This is a genomic window from Flagellimonas ulvae, assembly GCF_049333175.1.
Taxonomy (GTDB): Bacteria; Bacteroidota; Bacteroidia; order Flavobacteriales; family Flavobacteriaceae; genus Flagellimonas.
In genome coordinates this window covers 2,111,343-2,130,081 of record NZ_CP186325.1, presented here as the reverse complement: position 1 = coordinate 2,130,081, position 18,739 = coordinate 2,111,343, and the positions used below count along the sequence as shown (strand labels likewise).

Genomic DNA, 18,739 nt, shown 5'->3' with positions numbered 1-18,739 from the left:
ACTTATCAAAAGTGAATTATTTAGAAACGATTTAAATATCAATTGTTGTCGTAAGGTTGCTTTTCAAATAGCGAACATGTAACGCTCTGATTATTAAAATCTTAAATATATCATAAAAATTTAACAGTGCTGTATGGTGTTAAAATGACCCTCGACATAATGGTCAGTTTTAATCAACAAGCAATTGAAATGAAAACAAATAAAACACTAATCGTACTCATGTTTCTGGTTCTAACTCAATTTGGGTTTGGTCAGAAGACCTCTGACTTTTTCTCTAAAGCCGATGCTTTTTTCAGTGCGTATGTAAGCAATGGAAGGGTGGCCTATAAAAAAATTAAAGCTAATCCAAATTCGTTAAATGAACTTTTAGCATTGGCCAAGAACATTAGAGTTTCCAAAAGCGATGCAAAGACCTACCAAGCTTTTTGGATTAATGGATATAATCTTTCCGTCATAAAGGGAATTGTGGACAATTACCCGATAAAATCCCCTTTGGATAAAGCCGGTTTTTTTGATAAAAAAACATATGACATCGGCGGAGAGCAGACTACACTGAATGATATCGAGAACAAACTGTTACGTGCTGTTTTCCCACAGGAATCACGCTTTCACTTTGTGCTGGTTTGTGCTGGACTTGGGTGTCCTCCCATTATAAATGAAGCCTACACTCCTGCAAAGTTGGAATCTCAACTGCAAAAGCAAACAGAATTGGCCTTGAACAATCCAAACTTCATACAGATCAAAGGGAAAAAGGTGAATCTGTCTCAAATATTCGAATGGTATACCAAAGATTTTACACAAGGCGGTAAAAACTTGATAGAGTATGTAAACCAATACCGTAAAGAAAAACTGGATCCAAAAGCCAAAGTGGGGTACTACAGCTATGATTGGACCTTGAATGAAACCAAATAAGAAAAAACAACTATTCAAAACATCATGAAAACAATATTTAAAAACACTTTTTTCGCCCTTTTTTTTCTAGGAGCGACCTTGATATCTGCGCAGAACGATGATCAATCGGGCAGTAATATTCAAAATCTGACACCTTCCAAGCTTATTGGAAAAGGACAGTGGGACATTAAGTTGTTCAATAATCTGTACACGCAAAACGAGAGTACATTTGCAGAGGAAGATGGTATTCGGCAAAACTTTTTCACCTCTACCTTAGAAGTGTTTACAGGTGTATCCGATTCCAAACGAATTAATGTTGGGGTGATTGCAGAATATAGGGCTAATGGCAGGGATTTCATCCTAGAAAATGGTTCAACCGAGCGAAGAAATACTTCAGGTCTTACTTCAATTGCGCCATCCGTCAAGATAGTTCCATTTAAAAGAGTGGGTAACTTTTCCATTTTAAGTTCTTTTTCCATTCCATTGATTAGTCAGGAAGTGGATGACAATGGCGTGTTCCTCGATCAGGATGGATTTACTTGGCAAAATCGTTTCTTTTACGATTACACCTTTCCAGGTAAAAAGTGGCAAATATTTTCAGAGATAAATTCTGAATACAACTTTGGGGATGATGCGGTTCAAGATGAGAATGGCATTACGGTTGAAGGGAGTTTTGCCAACAACAGTCTTCGGTTAACCCCTGGGATATTCTTGAGTTATTTTCCAAGTAGCAAGTTTACCGTGTTGGTATTGGGGCAACATACCGAATTAATAGATTTGGGTAACAACTTCAGTCAGAACTTTACAGCCCTTGGTGGTGGTGCCAAATATCAGTTGACCGATGAATTGAACGTGGAATTCCTCTATACCAATTTTGTTAGAGGAAGGGATACAGGCCTCGGTGAGACCTTTAACATAGGTTTGCGAGCAGTTTTCTAGTCTAAACCTTACATAAAAGCCTAAATTAGAAGTCTTAATTCTTAAAACATGAAGAAATTAGGACTTCTTTTTTTATGCATGCTCCAGTTTTCTTGTACCAGTCAAAAGAAAGAGAAAATAAATGGGGTAAGTTTTGTAGGGTCACGGGAAAAAGTCGACCAAAACCATATAGAACCGGTATTACAGGTCAATGCCAACTATGCGGCGGTAATGCCTTTTGGTTTTGCAAGGAACCTTAGTTCCCCCAAAATAATCTTTGATACGGAAAGACAATGGTTTGGGGAAACCAAAAAAGGAGCGAAGCAATATATTGAAATGTTAAAGAAAAATGGGGTCAAGGTGATGATGAAACCCCAGATATGGATTTGGCGTGGGGAGTTCACAGGGGATATGATGATGGAGTCTGAAGAAGATTGGAAAACCTTGGAACGCACGTACGAAGACTTTATTCTCACCTTCGCAAAGCTAGCTGAAGAAACCAAAGCCGAAATACTCTGCATAGGAACCGAGTTGGAGGAGTTTGTGAAGTATAGACCAGAGTATTGGAGCAATCTCATTAAAAAAATTAAAAAGATTTATACAGGAAAGTTGACATATGCGGCTAATTGGGATGAATTCACAAGAACCCCGTTTTGGAAAGAACTGGATTTTATAGGGGTAGATGCCTATTTTCCACTTTCTGAAGAACGTTATCCCACTATGGATGAGCTTAAATCAGGATGGCAACCTTGGAAAACCAAGTTGGTGAATTTGTCCAATACCACCGATAAACCGATTCTTTTCACGGAATTTGGATACAGAAGTATGGATTACACGGCTAAAAAGCCTTGGTTGGTGGATAGAAACCAAATGGACGTTAACCTTCAAGCGCAGTCAGATGCCACCCAGGCTATTTTTGATGAATTCTGGAATGAGGATTGGTTCGCTGGAGGTTTTATCTGGAAATGGTTCATACATCATGATAGGTCTGGTGGTGCTGAGGATAACCGTTTTACACCACAGAACAAACCTGCGGAAAAAACAATACGCAATTTTTTTTCAAAAGCCAATGAATAAGTACAGAGCCATTTTTACTCTAGTTGTTCTAACGCTGCTTTCATGTTCTTCAGATGAAGAAGACGTTGTTTTGAATGAGGTGAGATTGGACTCCTTTTTGGAAGGAAGAGAAGTGGTTTTGGATAATGTCATCGCTTGTGCGGCAAGCAATAGAAATACTGAAGTTGTAAGTGTTTTTTTGTATCCCAGGCCTGGCGTGAGCAACATCAGATATTTTGAAACGGCTACGGCAGATGTGGATAAGAATGATTTTTCTCAGTACACTGGTAGAGAGCTTCCATTGTTGGATGTCTTTAATGGCTATTTGTTAAGATATGAGGTTGAACCCAAAGATGAGAAGTGGGTCATTATCAGTTTCGAGGAAGACGGTTTGGTCCATATTTCAAACCCTATTCGACTAAAACAGCTTTCTAAACCCACCGAATACCTGTCCGAAAATATAATGACCGACCTTACTATGGGAAATATGCCAGAGTTTACATGGGAAGATGGCATGTTCACAGATTCTAGAATCTATTTTCACGTGGTTACCGATGCCGACAATGATTTTTTATCGGGAACGTATACCTTTGAAAGAAGGTTCCAATATTACAAATTGGACAATGTGGTTTTGAATATCACTCGGGAACCCCCTCCAGTATTAACCCAGGAAACACCATATAACTTCACCTTGCTTGCCGTAAGTGAAGATAACTGGGTGAATCTGTTCTCCGAAATACCCTTTGAATTTGAATAAGCTCAGTATAAAAAAGTGTATTGCAATGGAGCTATGGGTTTTCAGTAAACAAGCTTCTGTTTTATCAAAAAAGAATTGTTGTGATACGTAAGAGCTTGGTTACCTTAACTGTTTTCTTGAGTATGTTCTTTGGACACGGTCAAACGCCTACCATAGCTAGCCTAAAAATTCAGGGAAACGAAAAAACCAAGACCTCCTTTCTCCAAAAAATCATTAAGCTTGAAGTAGGTGCTTCGTTGGACACTACCAAGATGGAAGAAGACATGTATCGGTTAAAACGCTTGCCTTCGGTTTCCCATGCGTACTACCAAGTTTTGAAATCCTTTGAGGAAAATCAAGTTGAGGTGGTATACGGAATAGAAGAAAACTTCACATTGATTCCTTTTGCCAGTATTTTTACTTCAAATGATGATGAATTTGCGTTCCGGATTGGGTTGCAAGAGTTCAATGTATTAGGTCGAAATATTACTCTAGGAGGATTTTACCAACGCGATATTTTTGATTCTTTCGGGGCACACATACGGGCACCCAATATCTTTGGGCGGAGATGGGGTTTAGCTCTGAGCTATCAGGATTTAACCACAGAAGAGCCAGTTTTTTTGGATAACGGTAGCGCCGATTATCGCTATAACAATGAATCCATAGAAGCTTTGGTGCTATTTCAACTTAATTTCAAAAATAGATTTGAGTTTGGAATAAACTTCTTTACCGAAGACTATGAATTCCTTTCTGGGGAAACCGACCCTAGCGTTCCCTTGGCATTACGAGTGAACAAGCACTTGCTAAAACTACTGTACAATTATGATGCGATTAAATTTCACTATCAATATCTATCCGGATTTAAAAGTTCGTTGAATCTACAATACGTACAAAGTGACGATGGGCAACTTCCTGAATTTTGGATTGGCTTCAATGATTTCACCTACTTTGTGCGTGTAGGCAAAAAAGGAAATTGGGCAAGTCGATTACGATTGGGAATTTCTAGCAATTTGGACACACCATTCGCGCCATTTGCTGTTGATAATAATTTAAACATACGCGGTGTGGGAAACGTTATAGACCGGGGTACTGCCGCTATTGTATTGAATACAGAATACCGCCATACCTTGATTGACAAGGATTGGTTTGTGCTTCAAAGCAATGTTTTTGTGGATGGTGGTTCATGGAGAAATCCAGGGGGTGATTTCAGCGATTTTGGAGATGATCAAAACTTGAGAATTTATCCAGGCATAGGTCTCCGCTTTATTCACAAACGAATTTTTAATGCCATTTTTAGAATTGATTACGGCCAAGGAATCACAACAAATTCTTCTCGAGGGATTGTTTTTGGGATAGGGCAGTACTTTTAATGCGTTTTTCCCATCTTTTTTTAGATATTTGTAAAGCATCCCAGCAAAATTTCTTTCGATGAAATATAGACTCGCACTAGTATTGTGGGTTTTTCTGGTATGCACATTGTTGGCCCAAGAAAAAGCCTATAAGGTCGTTGCCCAATCTGGCGATGGCATTTACTCCATTCTACGAAAACAGGGATTAGATCCCGTAGAACACTATCAAGAATTTATAGAGCTCAATCAAGAGAACATCAAAGATGGTAGTTTTCTGCATGTTGGGCGAGAGTACTATATTCCTTATGCCTCTGAGTCTTTTAAAAATGTTGGAGTGAGAATATTTTTAGCTTCAGATACCGAAGCGCCAATTTTTGAAAAAGAACTCCAAAATCTTTCCAGAAAAAGTGATGCTTTGAAAGATGTGGTGTACTATCTCATTACCGAAAACAAGGAAAAAGTTTCGAATGATTTTGCAAAAGATGTAGAGCTTAATTTGGCAAAGACCCTCTTGGAAAATGGAGCACATGTTTTCGTACTCGAACAACAGGGATTGGAATATTCCAACAAAGAACAAGAAGGTTTGGAACTTATGGGAGCCTACGTTGAAGCCATCAATAAAAGATATTTAAAACACTTTGGAAAATATCAAAGGCTGTTAATTGTTCGTGCCAATGGACAAATTAAGGGCAAAATGGATGTTTCGGTGTATCATCATAAAAAAAGTGATGAAGGAAAGCGATTGGCCAAAAACCTACGGGAAGTTTTTCAAAAGAACAGTGTTACAAATCGTTCGTACAAGAGTATCGAGGCAATCATTAATGACGACAATACACTTTACCTTGCCAAAAATGTATTGCCGGCCGTAAGTTTATTGGATATTGATGGTACTTCCACCGAATCCAAAACCAAAGGCATCGAAGTAGTGTCCAATAAGACAATTTTGGCGCAATGGTTGGCCAATGGAATCTTAAAGGACTATGCCGACCTGAAGATAGAAGAGTAAAAATCAGGAATACAATTGATCATCTAGGTCAACAGATTTTTTCGGTAGTAGCGATACAGCTCTTGCGGACCTGCTCCCATGTAACTTTTTAAATGAATCATGCCAAAGTGAAACTGGACTTTGACCCAACCTTTGTCCCGATATTTTCGAGCAGAAGTGATTACGTAGTCAGGAAGAACTTTAAATTCTGTTTGTTCATATAAGCGCCGAATGAACTCGGTGTCTTCATAAATGAAATAATCCTCGTTAAAACCGTCGGTTAGTTCAAAAAGTTCTTTTTCAATAAATAGGGACTGGTCTCCACCCCGACAAAGACTGTGATTAATTCGGGTAAGCCAAGAAAAAAAACGAAGCATTGGATTTTTTGAATCAAATTTCATACGGAAACACCCGGATTGGCTTCCTTTTTCTATGGCCTTAAGGATTATACTATCAAAACCATGGGGAGGGAGTGTATCTGCATGCAAAAAGTAAAGAATACTTCCTTTGGCATATTTGGCACCCGCGTTCATTTGCGTGGCCCTGCCTCTTTTGGAAGAAATTACGGTTGCTCCACAGGATTTTGCGATTTCAATGGTACGGTCTGTACTTCCTCCATCAATACAAATAATTTCCTCTATTTGCGAAGAGGTAATGCTTAAATTTAGATGCTTTAGGATAGTGCCCAAGCCTTTTTCCTCGTTCAGTACAGGAATGAGAACACTTATTTTCAGACTACTTTGCATCATTTAAACTCCAATCGTAATCCAGATAACTAATGCTCGCTTTTTCGTTTATCGGGTTGTCTAAATATTGGTTAATGTACTCTAATAGGGAACCATTTTCTGTAAAATCACCTTTGTACCATTTAAAGATTCTGGAGAGTTGGGCCTTCCCATCATTAAAACGATTTCTTTTCCTATCGTTTACGAAGTCACTAGCTGTTTTTGAGAGAAGACTTTCCATATTCTTAGCCGTAAAAGCAGTGTTCAATAACTTGGGACAGGAATAGGAGGCACAATTAATGGCGAAGTGGATTCGGGGTTCGTCCATTTTGCGCAACACCTCGTGTTCAATATCATTTAAGGAGGTTGTTATATTGCCCACGGCAATCCATTGCTTCTTCCATCTGTTGGGAATGTCCTTTATGCTTTTGGTGGGGTAATTGTCCACGATCAGTTTTACGGTTGCTGCATTGTATAGATTGATGTAGTAGGCCAACTTTTCATTTTTGGTCCAAGAACTGGTCGGAGGGGTATTGGAGAGTGTGTTTATATAAGCCTCCAGCGATTGGATGTCAGCTTTAAAACCTTTGTAGTTTACATTGCCATCTCCATCCACATGCTTTTTCAATAAATCGTTCCATGCAGTATGGTCCGGGTTTTTAGTTTCAATATTATACGCTAAAGTATTGGATTCAAAGACCGTTTCGTGGGTAAGTTCTGGCTGACAATTAAAAAAAGAAGCAAAAAGTAAAGTGTAACCCCAAAAATTCATAGCAAAAGATTTTATGGCTTTATATAAAGGAAGTCTAAAAAAAAGGGCAAAACTTTCATTTTGCCCTTATTAAAATTTTTAACAACAACCTCCGCCGTCGTAATGCCACGTACTTTCACTTATATGAATCTGGTCTGACGCCTCTGCTAGGGCCGCAGCAGTCTTATCACATACCGCTAAAGGCTGGTTTTGAAGTAAAACATGACCTTTTTTATCATCAAAATACTCTTCATCACCATAGTAGATGGCTGTTTTTCCAGTAAACATGCAAGGACCATCAGCGGGCATAGGGTCTTTTATCGCAGCAATCTCAATAGATTCAATGTGAATCAACTCATCCGTGGGATAATGATTGGGAGTCAAGACTCTATATGATTTTCTTGCTCGAATTTCGATGGTTCCGAAACCGGCATCAGTCAAAACCTTTACGTAATCTTTTATAGGGATGCTACCGCTTAAACAAAGGGCACGTAGTCTATCGTCATTGCGAAGCTCGTCATTCATGGGCTGCTCGCAGGTAGGGTCGCTCATTACCAATCTTCCATGGGGCTTAAGTACGCGATACATTTCTGAAACCGCTTTTTTCAAATCTTCCATTTTGAAGATGTTGAAAAGACAGTTTTGGGCCGCTACATCAATACTTTCGTCTTCCACTGGGAGGTTTAAAGCATCACCCTTTACCAGGTTTACGTATTCACTTTTGAACCAGTCGTTTTCTTCCTCGGCTATTTTAAAGTTGTTTCTAGATGCTTCCAACATTTCGTCTACGGAATCAACTCCAGTGACACCCCCTACTTGACGTGAAAAGTAGGCGAACTGAAGCAATTCCATTCCTCCTCCCACACCAACATACAGTACTTTCGGGTCGTTGACCAAGTCCTGTGCAGAAACAGTGCTTCCACAGCCATAGTTCATTTCCTGCATGATTTTCGGGATGGACAATCCTGGGAACTGCCATACGGGATTTGTAGTACAACATAAACCAACATCTGGTGTTAAGGCTGCTTCTTTATACAAATCTTGGGTTGCATCTAAATAACTCATATTTCCTTAATTAATTCTTTAAACAGTTGTATCATTTTTGGTTCTGTCTTTCCTGCGATTTCAATAATCTCTTGAATATTAACAGGTTGAAGATTATCAGGGTCGCATTCATCGGTCAATACTGAAACCGCTACAATAGGTAGTCGTAAATGATTAGCCACAATTACTTCTGGAACCGTACTCATTCCCACGGCATCAGCTCCCAATAATTTTAACATCCGATATTCCGCTTTCGTTTCGAGCTGAGGTCCAACCACGGAAACGTATACTCCCTTTTGCAATGAGATGTTTTCCTTTTCAGCGATTTCTTCTATTTTCTTACGCATTTCCAGGTCATAAGGTTCACTCATGTCCACAAAACGGTCACCAAATTCCACAACATTCTTGAATGCCAAAGGAGAACCTCCTTGCATATTGATATGGTCTTCAATAAGCATAATGTCTCCTTTTTTGAAGTCGAGATTAATGGCTCCTGCAGCATTGGACACGAATAACTTCTTAATGCCTAAACCATGCATAACGCGTATGGGATAGGTGATATCCAAAAAATCATAGCCTTCGTAGAGATGAAAACGTCCTTGCATCACAACTACCTTTTTACCCTCAATAGTACCATAAATTAACTTGCCAGAGTGGAATTCAACCGTGGCTAAAGGGAAGTAGGGAATATGATTATAATGTGCCTCAATGGGATTTTCAATCTCATCTACCAATTGTCCTAAACCGGTACCCAGAACAATTCCAATTTCTGGTGATTCAAAACCTTTCTTTTTGAGGTATTGTAGTGATTCTTCAACTTGTTTTTTAGTCATTCTTCATATGTTTTAAAAAGGGCTGAAACGCCTCAACATCTTTGATGTCCTCGTAATGGTCTACGTCATTTTTTTCAGGAAGCAAAAAAACGTTTTCCTTTTCAAGGTCTTTCAGCGTGTCCTCCAAAACCGTTTCAGTGCCCCAGTTTTTATTTTGGAACACCTTGGAATTTTGAAGGGTCATACCCAAAAGATAATACCCCCCATCCTGAGCTGGACCAATCACAAAATCATGCTTATCAAGACTGGAAAAAGCATCCTCCAAGTCTGCTTGGGATAGGTCATACATATCACTACCAATGATAATGATTTTTTTAAAACCAGAATCAAATCCATGGGCAAAAGCTTGCTCCATACGTTTTCCTAAGTCTTTGCCCGTTTGTAATCTTTTTTGGTATATGGAGTTGTCCCATATATCATTTTCCCAGATTTCCTCCGAATAGTACACAAATTTACTGGCACTAAGTCTATGGGTAAAAGTTACAGTGTGATTCAATAAGAATTTATAGATATTAAGGGCAGCTCGGTCACCAGTTTTGGCCGCTAATCGGGTTTTGCATTTGCCAAGTTCTGGATTACGAGTGAAAATAAGTAGCAGGTTAGTTTCTTCTGTGCTCAAGCTATTCTTTTTTGGTTGTGTACACTTTAGTTCCGTTGGTCAAAAGCAGTCCCCATTCCTTACTGTAGGCATGTATTTTTTCGGTTTCTTCTCCGCATGAATCAAATACCGGATACCCAAGATTTTTCCAAAGAAAAATGCCTCCAAATAGGTTTTTGACATCTGTATATCCTGCTCGAATCAACTTTTCGCCAATATCCTCAGACCTAACCCCAATAGAACAATACACTACTACGGTACTTTCTTTTTTTGGTAAATGAGATTGAATCGTATCAAAATCAAAATTGGAATACCCTACCCAAATAGCATTTTCTAGGTGGCTGACCTCAAATTCCTCTTTCTCTCTTGCATCCAGAATCACTACATCTTTATAGTTGAACAAGTTTTTGGGCTGGACGTATTCTACACTTCCAACATTCAAAGCATCTAGAGATTTATGGATTGAAGATTGCCCAATTGCACAAAAGGATATACAGAAACTAAGAAAGAAAAAATAGAACTTGAACATGAATTCAAAATTAATGACTCGCCCTGATATTTTTGAATTATAAGAGAACATTTATAGTTATCTTAAGCCTAACTTTATTTCCGCCCAAGATGAAACCATTTTCATTCGTTTTTTTTGCGTTTTTTTTGTTTTTGAGCTGCAATCCTAAAAAACAAGTCGAAGAAGAGAGTATTGAAAAACCTCGTGACTACACCGAAGCGTATCGTCCTCAATTTCATTTTAGCCCACAGGAAAAATGGATGAATGACCCCAACGGACTGGTTTACCATGATGGCTTTTATCACCTCTTTTATCAGTATTATCCAGATGATATTGTCTGGGGGCCCATGCATTGGGGACATGCGGTAAGCACAGATATGGTGAAATGGCAACACAAACCCATTGCTTTGTATCCTGATGAACATGGTCTTATTTTTTCTGGGAGTGCCGTGGTGGATAAAGACAATACTTCAGGATTTGCCAAAAATGGGGAAACACCTTTGGTGGCCATATTCACGTATCATTTGATGGAGGGGGAGAAATCAGGACGAAATGATTTTCAGACCCAAGGCATCGCCTTTAGTTTGGACAACGGGGATACTTGGGAAAAGTATGAAGGAAATCCTGTGATAAAAAATTCTGGAATTCGGGATTTTAGAGACCCAAAAGTCTTTTGGCATGTAGAAACCGAACAATGGATTATGATTCTAGTAGCTGGGGATCATGCTAAGTTTTACAGCTCTTCCGACTTAAAAAAATGGAAATATCTAAGTGATTTTGGTAAAGGGCAAGGAGCCCATGGCGGGGTTTGGGAATGTCCAGACCTGTTTGCATTGCCAGTGGAAGACTCAGAAGAGCAGAAGTGGGTCTTGATTATTAGCATTAATCCCGGTGCCCCCAATGGTGGTAGCGGGACCCAGTACTTTATTGGTGAATTTGATGGAAAACGTTTTGTTTCTGACCAAAAAGAGCCTAAATGGTTGGATTATGGAACAGACAATTATGCCGGGGTCACTTATAACAATGCCCCAAATGGCGAGCGCATTTTCATAGGCTGGATGAGCAATTGGGACTACGCAAGAGATACGCCAACCAAAAAGTGGCGAAGTGCTATGACTCTTCCAAGGAATTTGGGATTGAGAAAAGTAGGGGACGACCAAGTCTTGGTTAATTATCCATTACAGGTAGTAGATGATTTGGCAAAATCGGTTTTAGCCCGTGTAGATGAAGTTAAGGCAGGTAAGACCGAAACCATTTATCAGGAAGGATTGCATCAATCTCAGATTAGGTTCAAAACGCAGTCCAAGGATTTTAAAATCAGTATAAAAAATGCATCCGGAGAGGTAGTGGATTTAAGCATGGATTCCAAAAGTGAATCTTTAATATTGAATCGTATGAAATCGGGACAAGTGAGTTTTCAGTCGGAATTTGGAAACAAAAAACATCATGCACCTATAGATAAACTTGAAGACAAAATGTATGATGTGAGTATATTTTTGGATTGGTCGTCCATAGAGGTTTTTGTGGACGGCGGACTTTACGCAATGACCGACCAAATCTTTCCCACGAAACCTTTCAACGAACTTGTGATAGAAAACAGAGATCAAGAACATGCCATACAGCAGATATCCGTAATGGGGATGGAGTCAATTTGGTAAGTTCAAATGATGGAAACTTGAAAAACCTTGATATAAATCAGTCTTTTTAAACTGTTTTCTTAGAAATTTTGTAGAATCTAACTCCTTGTAAATAAAGTGAATCCGGACCAACTCGTTTCAATAAAAAATCAAATAGGAACTTTAATAAAAACGGTTCGCGACCAAGAACAAGATAATGCAAAGCTCATCGCTGGGGTATGCTCCCAATATTTGGCAAGTGCCAAAAATTTGCTGCATTATAGCGCTGTCAGAAATTATGATTTACGGGAAATTCAAACCCAATTGAAAGAGTTGGGCCTTTCTCGTCTGGCCAATGCAGAAGGCAATATTTTGGAGAGTCTTATCAATACCCACAATCTTTTGAAGTTACTGACCCATGAAAGTGAGGAGTTTGATCATAACGGGGAACTTCAAATAGGCATGGGCAAAAAAAAACTGGAACAGCACGCGGATATCCTTTTTTCAAAAGCAAATACTAACAGAAGAGTCCAAATCATGGTTACCATGCCAACAGCAGCCAGTACAGATTATGAATTGGTATTGGAAATGGTACAAAATGGGATGAACTGTGCCCGGATAAATTGCGCCCATGATTCACCGGTTGTTTGGAAAGCCATTGTGGATAATGTGCGAAAAGCGTCCGAAGCATGTGGTGTTCAGGTAAAGATTGCAATGGATTTGGCAGGCCCCAAAATCCGAACAGGTTCTATGGGTGAAGGGCTAAAGGTAAAAAAATTTAGACCTAATAGAAACGAAGAAGGGATTGTGGAAAATCCGGCGACTATTGTTCTAGTGCCTGAAAATACGGAGCATACCGACCCTGATGTGATTCCAGTTGCTTTGCAATGGATGGAACAGGTTCAAACTGGAGATAAATTTGTGGTTAGAGACACTCGTGGTAAAACCCGTAAGTTGTTAGTGGCCAACGTGGAGAACAATAGAATTCTGCTTCATTGCAAAAAAACCGTCTACCTAAAAACAGGAATGAAGCTAATCTCGAAAAAACCCGAGCTGCCTGATGGAATTTTAGGAGAGATTCCTGCTGTTGAAAGAGCTATCAAAGTGCATATTGGCGATACCCTGCTTGTAAAAGGAGATGACTCATTGGGCAGTTTGCCCCAGTTTGATGAGAAAGGGAACTTGGTAAAGTCCGGAAGTATTTTATGTGAACCAAGCATGTTGGTCACCAAAGTAAAAGAGGGGGCACCCATACTTTTTGATGATGGAAAGATTGAGGGGATAATTGAAAAAGTATTTGCGAATAGCTTTGAGGTAAGAATTGTGAAAGCCAAAGAGGGAGGCGCACAATTAAAAGCAGAAAAGGGCATTAATTTCCCAACTTTAGACCTTGGGTTTTCAGGCCTTACGGAAAAGGACAGGGAAGATTTAAAGTTCATTGCCCAATATGTGGACATCGTCAATTTTTCCTTTGTGAATACAGAAGCCGATGTGGAAGAGCTTCTTGATGCCCTAGAGGATTTGGGAGTGCGGGATAAAATAGGGATGATACTAAAAATTGAAACCCGTTTTGCCTACAGAAATTTGATGGGACTGCTTTTAAAAGCCATGAAAACCCAACCTATTGGGGTGATGATTGCCAGAGGGGATTTGGCCTTGGAGGTAGGTTGGGAAAATATGGGACAAGTGCAAGAGGAAATCCTTTCCATATGCAGTGCAGCACATGTTCCAGTGGTATGGGCCACTCAAGTGTTGGAGGGATTGGCCAAAAAAGGGCTTCCCTCACGCTCAGAAATCACCGATATCACGTCTTCGCTACGTGCAGAATGCGTAATGCTCAACAAAGGTCCCTATATCAATGAAGCCATTGCGTTATTGGATAAAATGCTTCAAAGCATGGAAAAATTGCATAGTAAAAAAGAGGGAATGTGGCCAAAAATGGAACGCCTGTAAACTTTTCAATTTGATAACCATTTCATTGCGTTAAGCCCTTTGATGAAAGGGGTGTCAATATGTAATTTATAGCTTGGTTTTTAGACTAAGTACACAGTAAACAAGTAGTAACTTAAGAACACATTCAATATGAAAATTGGAATAAACGGAATGGGCCGTATAGGTAGGGCCGCATTAAAAGTAATAAACGACACTCCTGGGTTGGAGGTAGTAGCGGTAAACGATATTGTTCCCGCAGAGAACATTGCCTATCTATTAAAATATGATACGGTATACGGGGTGTATGGGAAAGAAGTAACCCATACTGAAGATTCCTTGACCGTAGATGGAAATAAAATCCAATTCACATCCATCAGAAACCCTGAAGATTTGCCATGGGGAGAAAATGGAGTGGATTTGGTGATAGAAAGTACAGGGGTGTTCACCAAAGGTGAAGATGCCGAAAGACACTTGAAAGCTGGGGCAAAGACAGTGATTATCTCGGCACCTACTAAAAGTGTGGATACACCTACTGTAGTGCATGGGGTAAATTCTGTTGACGGGGATATTAATGTATTCTCATGTGCCAGCTGTACGACGAACAACATTAGCCCGGTGGTTGAGGTTTTGGGTAGACGCATTGGTATTAAAAAGGCGATAATGACCACGGTACATGCCTACACTGCTTCTCAGGGTATGGTAGATGCTCCTTCCAAAAAGAATTTTAGAATGGGTAGGGCCGGTGCACAAAATTTAATTCCCACTACTACTGGAGCAGCAATTGCCACTACCAAAGCATTGCCAGAATACGCAGGAAAGTTTGATGGGGTGGCCATTCGGGTTCCTGTTCCGATAGGCTCCATTTCTGATTTGACCTTTGTGACCGAAAAAGAGGTAACACCCAAAGAGGTGAACCAAATTTTGGAAGAAGAAGCCCAAACAGACCGATACAAGGATGTTTTAGCCACTATGGACGAACCTATAGTTTCTTCGGACATTATTATGAGTCCGTATGCTTCAACCGTAGATTTGGGCATGACCCGTGTTGTGGGCGGAGACCTACTCAAGGTAATGACCTGGTACGACAACGAATGGGGTTTTACCAATCAAATGGTGAGACAGATTCTGGAAATCAAAGAATAGAATATAATAGAAAGAAGGGAAACAAAATGTTTCCCTTCTTTTTGGTTGGTTGTTAATTTGAATGAATGAGACATCCCTTTGGGATGGAGACTTCTTGCAGGGCTTTTAGTTCATGTAGTGGTATAAGCTATTGATGAGTGCAAAAACAGAACAGGCCACCATCAAATACCAAAATACATAGCCTATTTTTTCTTCTACAGTGTTCATTTTTAAATGGGTTCTTAAAGGTTGAATTTTGATTTCATCTCGAAATTACTGAAAAATGTAGCTAGATCTTTTCACCTTTTTATTCCCAGTAGGAGAAAAGTCATAAATGGTAAAAAAAGGCGTATAATTGGAATTCCAACCAATGGTACTAAATGGATGCCGATTTAAGAAACATAGACCAAGCTATTGCACAGCGTATGCGCAAATGGGGCATGCCGGCAGTTCGTATTTCCTTTGCCATTTTTTTCTTCTGGTTTGGAATATTAAAACCCTTTGGGCTTTCTGCAGCAACGGATTTATTGAAAGCCACAGTGGCTTGGCTCCCCTTTGGAGACCCGGATACCTGGTTGGCGGTCATAGGCTGGTGGGAAGTGCTCATTGGTATTACCTTCCTCTTTAGGCAGACCACAAGAATTGCCATTGCCCTTTTGTTCATGCAAATGGTGGGCACTTTTATGCCTCTGGTATTTTTACCCGAAGTTACGTTCCAGGACGGAAACTACCTATTACCCAGAAGGTCAGTATATCATTAAAAATGTTATGATTATTTCTGCTGCCTTGGTTTTAGTGGAACTTTTTCGAAGAAGAAGTAAAAACATCAATTAAACTAAAGGAGTTCCTTTCAGTCTTTTTTCTATTTTTCTTTTCTTCTCGGTGACGCTTTTCATCACATCCATCAGTTTGGAATCTTTAGTTTTCTTGTAGATTTCGTTAATGGAAAGAATAAGTTGTTTAGCTTCTCTAGAAGCTTTTACGCGGTCGCTGGTGGACATATGGCTAAGAGTTCTATTGGTGAACTCTTCTGCTTGAAGTAATAACTGTTCAGTCATCTTGTTTATAATTAATCCAGTTTATTTAAAATTAATCCAGATTGGGTAAATATAATCCTTAGTTTGATATAAAAAAGCTATTGCACTATTCATTTTATAGATTTATGAAAATCTTAAGAAAGTAGTCCATCGACTACAAAAGAAAAGTAGGTTTTTCCATCTAATTTTCCCTTTTTCGGCCCTAGATCATGTCAAAAACAGGTCTAGTTTTCTTTTTTACGTGTATGGATAATGTATAGGTCTGGTATTTGTGGATCCTAAGGAAAGAGTCCTAACCATCAGACTTCAAAAATTGGTATCAATAAGAGCCTCTCAAAAATATACGTACCATCTCACTGCATGCTTAAACTCTGAAAATGAGGAAAAACCATAATTTTTTTAAGGTTTTTATGTAATGAAAACTTCCCGTAAACCCATACCTTTAAGAGCTTCGTAGTCTTACCAAAGTCCCCCCTTTTTTTGATTTACTTCGTATACTATTTAGGGTAACCTTATATAGGGTTCTTGGTGCATTCTTTGAGTTTTAATCAAATACAAATAGTCATGAAAATTGCTGCTTTTAATGTTGAAAATCTTTTTGATCGGGCCAAGGCATTCAACCAACCAGAATCCGAAAGCCAGGAAATTCTAACCAAAACGGCCGAACTTAATTCCATCATTGACCAAGATTCGTATGCGGGTAAAAAGGATAGGCTTATAGAATTGCTCAAAGAGCTTGGATTGTCAAAATCGGACAAAGGGCCCTTTGTGATTCTGAGGCAAATCCGAGAAAGATTGGTAAAGCGTAGAAAAAATAAACCCATGGAAATAATTGCCAATGGAAGGGAGGATTGGGTAGGTTGGGCTGAACTCAAATTGGCGCCGGTAAATGAAAGAGCCATTAAGCACACAGGTATGGTAATACGGGACGTTGATGCAGATATCCTTGCCGTAGTGGAAGCTGAGGATAGAGTGTCCCTTAAATTGTTTAGCGATATAATTCTTGAGCAAGTAGATGGACAGCCCTATGACAAAGTAATGGTTATTGATGGTAATGATGAACGCGGTATTGATGTAGGTTTGATGACTAAAAAGGAGTATCAAATTTCATTGATGAAGAGCCACATCCATGATCTAAACTCCTCGGGAAGAACCATATTTAGCAGAGATTGTCCGGAATATCAGGTAATAACGCCTTCGGGTGAATCCGTTTGGGTGATTCCCAACCACTTCAAAAGCAAGTATGGTGGAGATAGTCCGCGCTCCCAGGCAAGACGCGAAGGGCAGGCTAAACGAGCCGCCGAGATTTACAATGAGTTAAAAGCAAAAGGTGAAACCAGCATAGTGGTCTTAGGGGATTTAAATGACACTCCGGATAGTGACCCTTTAAAACCTTTGTTGGAGGAAACCGATTTAAAAGACGTATCCGAACATCCAACATTTGATACGGGTGAATTTAAGGGAAAACCGGGCACAAATGATAAGGGTACGGGTACCTATGGTTTAGGGAATGACAATAATAAAATTGATTATTTGTTATTATCCCCTGATTTGTTTGCTAGAGTCACTGCTTCGGGACTTTTTAGAAAAGGGGCCTGGCCAGGTAGCCGACCCAAAAGATGGACGGTTTACCCAACCTTGACCAGAAAGGTGCATGTGGCTAGTGACCATCACGTAATTTGGGCCGTCATTGATTAATTGATAGCGGTTATCCCCTTCTAGGTTAAGTTAAAGAGTTCGCCCATTTGGGTTGGACCTAGTCCTCCAAACTACCAAATTCCACAAATTCGTACTGGGGCGAAGCTTCAAACAATTGTCGCAATATGGCCGCATGCCCGTTCCCAAACACTGCCAATATTCTATCTTCTGGGCCTTCAGTAAGCCTTAGAATATTGGAAAATATGCGAACGTTTCGGTTGTACCACCAAATGGTAAAGTTATCGGCGCCATCGTAATCCTCTGTGGCCATTTGCCCAGTAAGGTATAGTCCAAAATTGGTGTTGTGCGCTTCTCGAGTGTTCATTTCCTTTAAGTAGGTCAAAATATGTTTTTGCTTTACTTGTGAATCCCGGTAATCATACCACTTAAAGGCGTTGTCCAGATAGGGGTCCTTAGCTTTCCAATCAATGTTTTCTATCAAAGATTTAGAAAGTACGGAGTCTTTTTCAAAAAGCTCACTCTGCAGGGTTTCGGCATCCACACTGTACACGCTATCAATATCCAGTTCATGGGCCACTCGTAAAGCCACTTGGTAGCGTTCATCCCTTTTATCACGATATTCCCCTTTTCTATAGTTTTGATACCGTTTATTCCAGTCTGTTCCGGCTTCTATCATGATTTTGGTTGGCCTGAATTTTTTGATGTATTCTACGAGCTCCGTAACCTCGGTTTTTTTGGGTTCTTTCAATACATCAATTTTACTATCGTCTTTGGTTTTGTGATTATCTAACCCAGGGTAGCTTAAATGGAACATGCCTACCACAAGTACCTTGGTCTTTTCTTGAGGGAAAAAGTCTGCTTTTGTTTTTTCTGTCGGTGTGTTTTGGGCCAAGGATAGTTGAGCCAGGATCCCTAGGAGAAGGAAGGTGATTTTGTTTTTCATTTTCTGATGGTTTGTTAGAAAGATGAGGTTTAAAGG

At 39.6% G+C, this 18,739-nt stretch carries 19 protein-coding genes; 11 read left to right on the top strand and 8 right to left on the bottom strand.

Annotated features, from left to right (window positions below):
• Nucleotides 1-189 precede the first annotated feature (189 nt).
• The 6 genes from ACOKFD_RS09790 to ACOKFD_RS09765 all read left to right on the top strand — a co-directional run bounded on the left by ACOKFD_RS09790 (nt 190) and on the right by ACOKFD_RS09765 (nt 5,956).
• Nucleotides 190-912, top strand: coding sequence for a DUF547 domain-containing protein (locus ACOKFD_RS09790; RefSeq protein WP_422857765.1), 723 nt, complete (start codon nt 190-192; stop codon nt 910-912).
• Between the two features lie 24 nt (nt 913-936).
• A complete protein-coding gene (locus ACOKFD_RS09785; RefSeq protein ID WP_422857764.1) occupies nt 937-1,830 on the top strand; it encodes a hypothetical protein in 894 nt (297 codons plus the stop codon).
• A 48-nt stretch (nt 1,831-1,878) separates the two neighbouring features.
• Nucleotides 1,879-2,886, top strand: coding sequence for a glycoside hydrolase family 113 (locus ACOKFD_RS09780; protein WP_422857763.1), 1,008 nt, complete (start codon nt 1,879-1,881; stop codon nt 2,884-2,886).
• On the top strand, nt 2,879-3,622 hold the full coding sequence (locus ACOKFD_RS09775) for a hypothetical protein (protein WP_422857762.1): 744 nt from the start codon (nt 2,879-2,881) through the stop codon (nt 3,620-3,622). The genes ACOKFD_RS09780 and ACOKFD_RS09775 overlap by 8 nt, the downstream gene beginning before the upstream one ends.
• A gap of 80 nt (nt 3,623-3,702) precedes the next feature.
• A complete protein-coding gene (locus tag ACOKFD_RS09770; RefSeq protein ID WP_422857761.1) occupies nt 3,703-4,971 on the top strand; it encodes a POTRA domain-containing protein in 1,269 nt (422 codons plus the stop codon).
• A 58-nt stretch (nt 4,972-5,029) separates the two neighbouring features.
• Complete coding sequence (locus ACOKFD_RS09765) at nt 5,030-5,956, top strand: LysM peptidoglycan-binding domain-containing protein (RefSeq protein WP_422857760.1); 927 nt, start codon at nt 5,030-5,032, stop codon at nt 5,954-5,956.
• A 23-nt stretch (nt 5,957-5,979) separates the two neighbouring features.
• On the opposite strand, the gene ACOKFD_RS09760 is transcribed toward ACOKFD_RS09765, so the two are convergent.
• From ACOKFD_RS09760 to ACOKFD_RS09735, 6 genes are all read right to left on the bottom strand, one after another.
• Nucleotides 5,980-6,684 (bottom strand): TIGR04283 family arsenosugar biosynthesis glycosyltransferase, encoded by a 705-nt coding sequence (locus ACOKFD_RS09760; protein ID WP_422857759.1) that lies wholly within the window; start codon nt 6,682-6,684, stop codon nt 5,980-5,982.
• A complete protein-coding gene (locus ACOKFD_RS09755) occupies nt 6,671-7,432 on the bottom strand; it encodes a DUF547 domain-containing protein (RefSeq protein WP_422857758.1) in 762 nt (253 codons plus the stop codon). Before ACOKFD_RS09755 ends, ACOKFD_RS09760 begins: the two co-directional genes overlap by 14 nt.
• A 78-nt stretch (nt 7,433-7,510) precedes the next feature.
• On the bottom strand, nt 7,511-8,476 hold the full coding sequence (arsM, locus tag ACOKFD_RS09750) for an arsenosugar biosynthesis arsenite methyltransferase ArsM (RefSeq protein WP_422857757.1): 966 nt from the start codon (nt 8,474-8,476) through the stop codon (nt 7,511-7,513).
• Entirely contained in the window at nt 8,473-9,288 is an 816-nt protein-coding gene (locus ACOKFD_RS09745) for a purine-nucleoside phosphorylase (protein WP_422857756.1), read from the bottom strand. The genes arsM and ACOKFD_RS09745 overlap by 4 nt, the downstream gene beginning before the upstream one ends.
• Nucleotides 9,281-9,907: a TIGR04282 family arsenosugar biosynthesis glycosyltransferase gene (locus ACOKFD_RS09740; protein WP_422857755.1), complete on the bottom strand. Its 627-nt coding sequence runs from the start codon at nt 9,905-9,907 to the stop codon at nt 9,281-9,283. Before ACOKFD_RS09740 ends, ACOKFD_RS09745 begins: the two co-directional genes overlap by 8 nt.
• Before the next feature lies 1 nt (nt 9,908).
• On the bottom strand, nt 9,909-10,415 hold the full coding sequence (locus tag ACOKFD_RS09735) for a rhodanese-like domain-containing protein (RefSeq protein ID WP_422857754.1): 507 nt from the start codon (nt 10,413-10,415) through the stop codon (nt 9,909-9,911).
• A gap of 89 nt (nt 10,416-10,504) precedes the next feature.
• Here ACOKFD_RS09735 and ACOKFD_RS09730 point away from each other — a divergent pair, with 89 nt between their 5' ends.
• The 4 genes from ACOKFD_RS09730 (at nt 10,505) to ACOKFD_RS09715 (ending at nt 15,825) form a co-directional block, all read left to right on the top strand.
• On the top strand, nt 10,505-12,052 hold the full coding sequence (locus ACOKFD_RS09730; protein ID WP_422857753.1) for a glycoside hydrolase family 32 protein: 1,548 nt from the start codon (nt 10,505-10,507) through the stop codon (nt 12,050-12,052).
• Between the two features lie 96 nt (nt 12,053-12,148).
• Nucleotides 12,149-13,963 (top strand): pyruvate kinase, encoded by a 1,815-nt coding sequence (locus tag ACOKFD_RS09725; protein WP_422857752.1) that lies wholly within the window; start codon nt 12,149-12,151, stop codon nt 13,961-13,963.
• Nucleotides 13,964-14,092: 129 nt separating this feature from the next.
• Nucleotides 14,093-15,085: a type I glyceraldehyde-3-phosphate dehydrogenase gene (gap, locus tag ACOKFD_RS09720; protein WP_422857751.1), complete on the top strand. Its 993-nt coding sequence runs from the start codon at nt 14,093-14,095 to the stop codon at nt 15,083-15,085.
• 359 nt (nt 15,086-15,444) lie between these two features.
• Complete coding sequence (locus tag ACOKFD_RS09715) at nt 15,445-15,825, top strand: hypothetical protein (protein ID WP_422857750.1); 381 nt, start codon at nt 15,445-15,447, stop codon at nt 15,823-15,825.
• A gap of 69 nt (nt 15,826-15,894) precedes the next feature.
• Here the strand turns inward: ACOKFD_RS09715 and ACOKFD_RS09710 are convergent, their stop codons facing one another.
• A complete protein-coding gene (locus ACOKFD_RS09710) occupies nt 15,895-16,122 on the bottom strand; it encodes a hypothetical protein (protein WP_298997205.1) in 228 nt (75 codons plus the stop codon).
• 543 nt (nt 16,123-16,665) lie between these two features.
• Here ACOKFD_RS09710 and ACOKFD_RS09705 point away from each other — a divergent pair.
• Complete coding sequence (locus ACOKFD_RS09705) at nt 16,666-17,799, top strand: endonuclease/exonuclease/phosphatase family protein (RefSeq protein ID WP_422857749.1); 1,134 nt, start codon at nt 16,666-16,668, stop codon at nt 17,797-17,799.
• A 58-nt stretch (nt 17,800-17,857) separates the two neighbouring features.
• Here ACOKFD_RS09705 and ACOKFD_RS09700 read toward each other — a convergent pair whose 3' ends face one another.
• Nucleotides 17,858-18,703: a DUF5694 domain-containing protein gene (locus ACOKFD_RS09700; RefSeq protein WP_422857748.1), complete on the bottom strand. Its 846-nt coding sequence runs from the start codon at nt 18,701-18,703 to the stop codon at nt 17,858-17,860.
• Nucleotides 18,704-18,739: the final 36 nt, after the last annotated feature.

Bases quoted from the DNA above. Each gene is read 5' to 3' on its own strand.
- ACOKFD_RS09775 (WP_422857762.1), top strand. From the start codon at position 2,879: ATGAATAAGTACAGAGCCATTTTTACTCTAGTTGTTCTAACGCTGCTT.
- ACOKFD_RS09700 (WP_422857748.1), bottom strand. From the start codon at position 18,703: ATGAAAAACAAAATCACCTTCCTTCTCCTAGGGATCCTGGCTCAACTA.
- ACOKFD_RS09735 (WP_422857754.1), bottom strand. From the start codon at position 10,415: ATGTTCAAGTTCTATTTTTTCTTTCTTAGTTTCTGTATATCCTTTTGT.
- ACOKFD_RS09730 (WP_422857753.1), top strand. From the start codon at position 10,505: ATGAAACCATTTTCATTCGTTTTTTTTGCGTTTTTTTTGTTTTTGAGC.
- ACOKFD_RS09745 (WP_422857756.1), bottom strand. From the start codon at position 9,288: ATGACTAAAAAACAAGTTGAAGAATCACTACAATACCTCAAAAAGAAA.
- ACOKFD_RS09715 (WP_422857750.1), top strand. From the start codon at position 15,445: ATGGATGCCGATTTAAGAAACATAGACCAAGCTATTGCACAGCGTATG.
- ACOKFD_RS09785 (WP_422857764.1), top strand. From the start codon at position 937: ATGAAAACAATATTTAAAAACACTTTTTTCGCCCTTTTTTTTCTAGGA.
- ACOKFD_RS09710 (WP_298997205.1), bottom strand. From the start codon at position 16,122: ATGACTGAACAGTTATTACTTCAAGCAGAAGAGTTCACCAATAGAACT.
- ACOKFD_RS09780 (WP_422857763.1), top strand. From the start codon at position 1,879: ATGAAGAAATTAGGACTTCTTTTTTTATGCATGCTCCAGTTTTCTTGT.
- ACOKFD_RS09760 (WP_422857759.1), bottom strand. From the start codon at position 6,684: ATGATGCAAAGTAGTCTGAAAATAAGTGTTCTCATTCCTGTACTGAAC.
- gap (WP_422857751.1), top strand. From the start codon at position 14,093: ATGAAAATTGGAATAAACGGAATGGGCCGTATAGGTAGGGCCGCATTA.
- ACOKFD_RS09765 (WP_422857760.1), top strand. From the start codon at position 5,030: ATGAAATATAGACTCGCACTAGTATTGTGGGTTTTTCTGGTATGCACA.
- ACOKFD_RS09755 (WP_422857758.1), bottom strand. From the start codon at position 7,432: ATGAATTTTTGGGGTTACACTTTACTTTTTGCTTCTTTTTTTAATTGT.
- ACOKFD_RS09790 (WP_422857765.1), top strand. From the start codon at position 190: ATGAAAACAAATAAAACACTAATCGTACTCATGTTTCTGGTTCTAACT.
- arsM (WP_422857757.1), bottom strand. From the start codon at position 8,476: ATGAGTTATTTAGATGCAACCCAAGATTTGTATAAAGAAGCAGCCTTA.
- ACOKFD_RS09705 (WP_422857749.1), top strand. From the start codon at position 16,666: ATGAAAATTGCTGCTTTTAATGTTGAAAATCTTTTTGATCGGGCCAAG.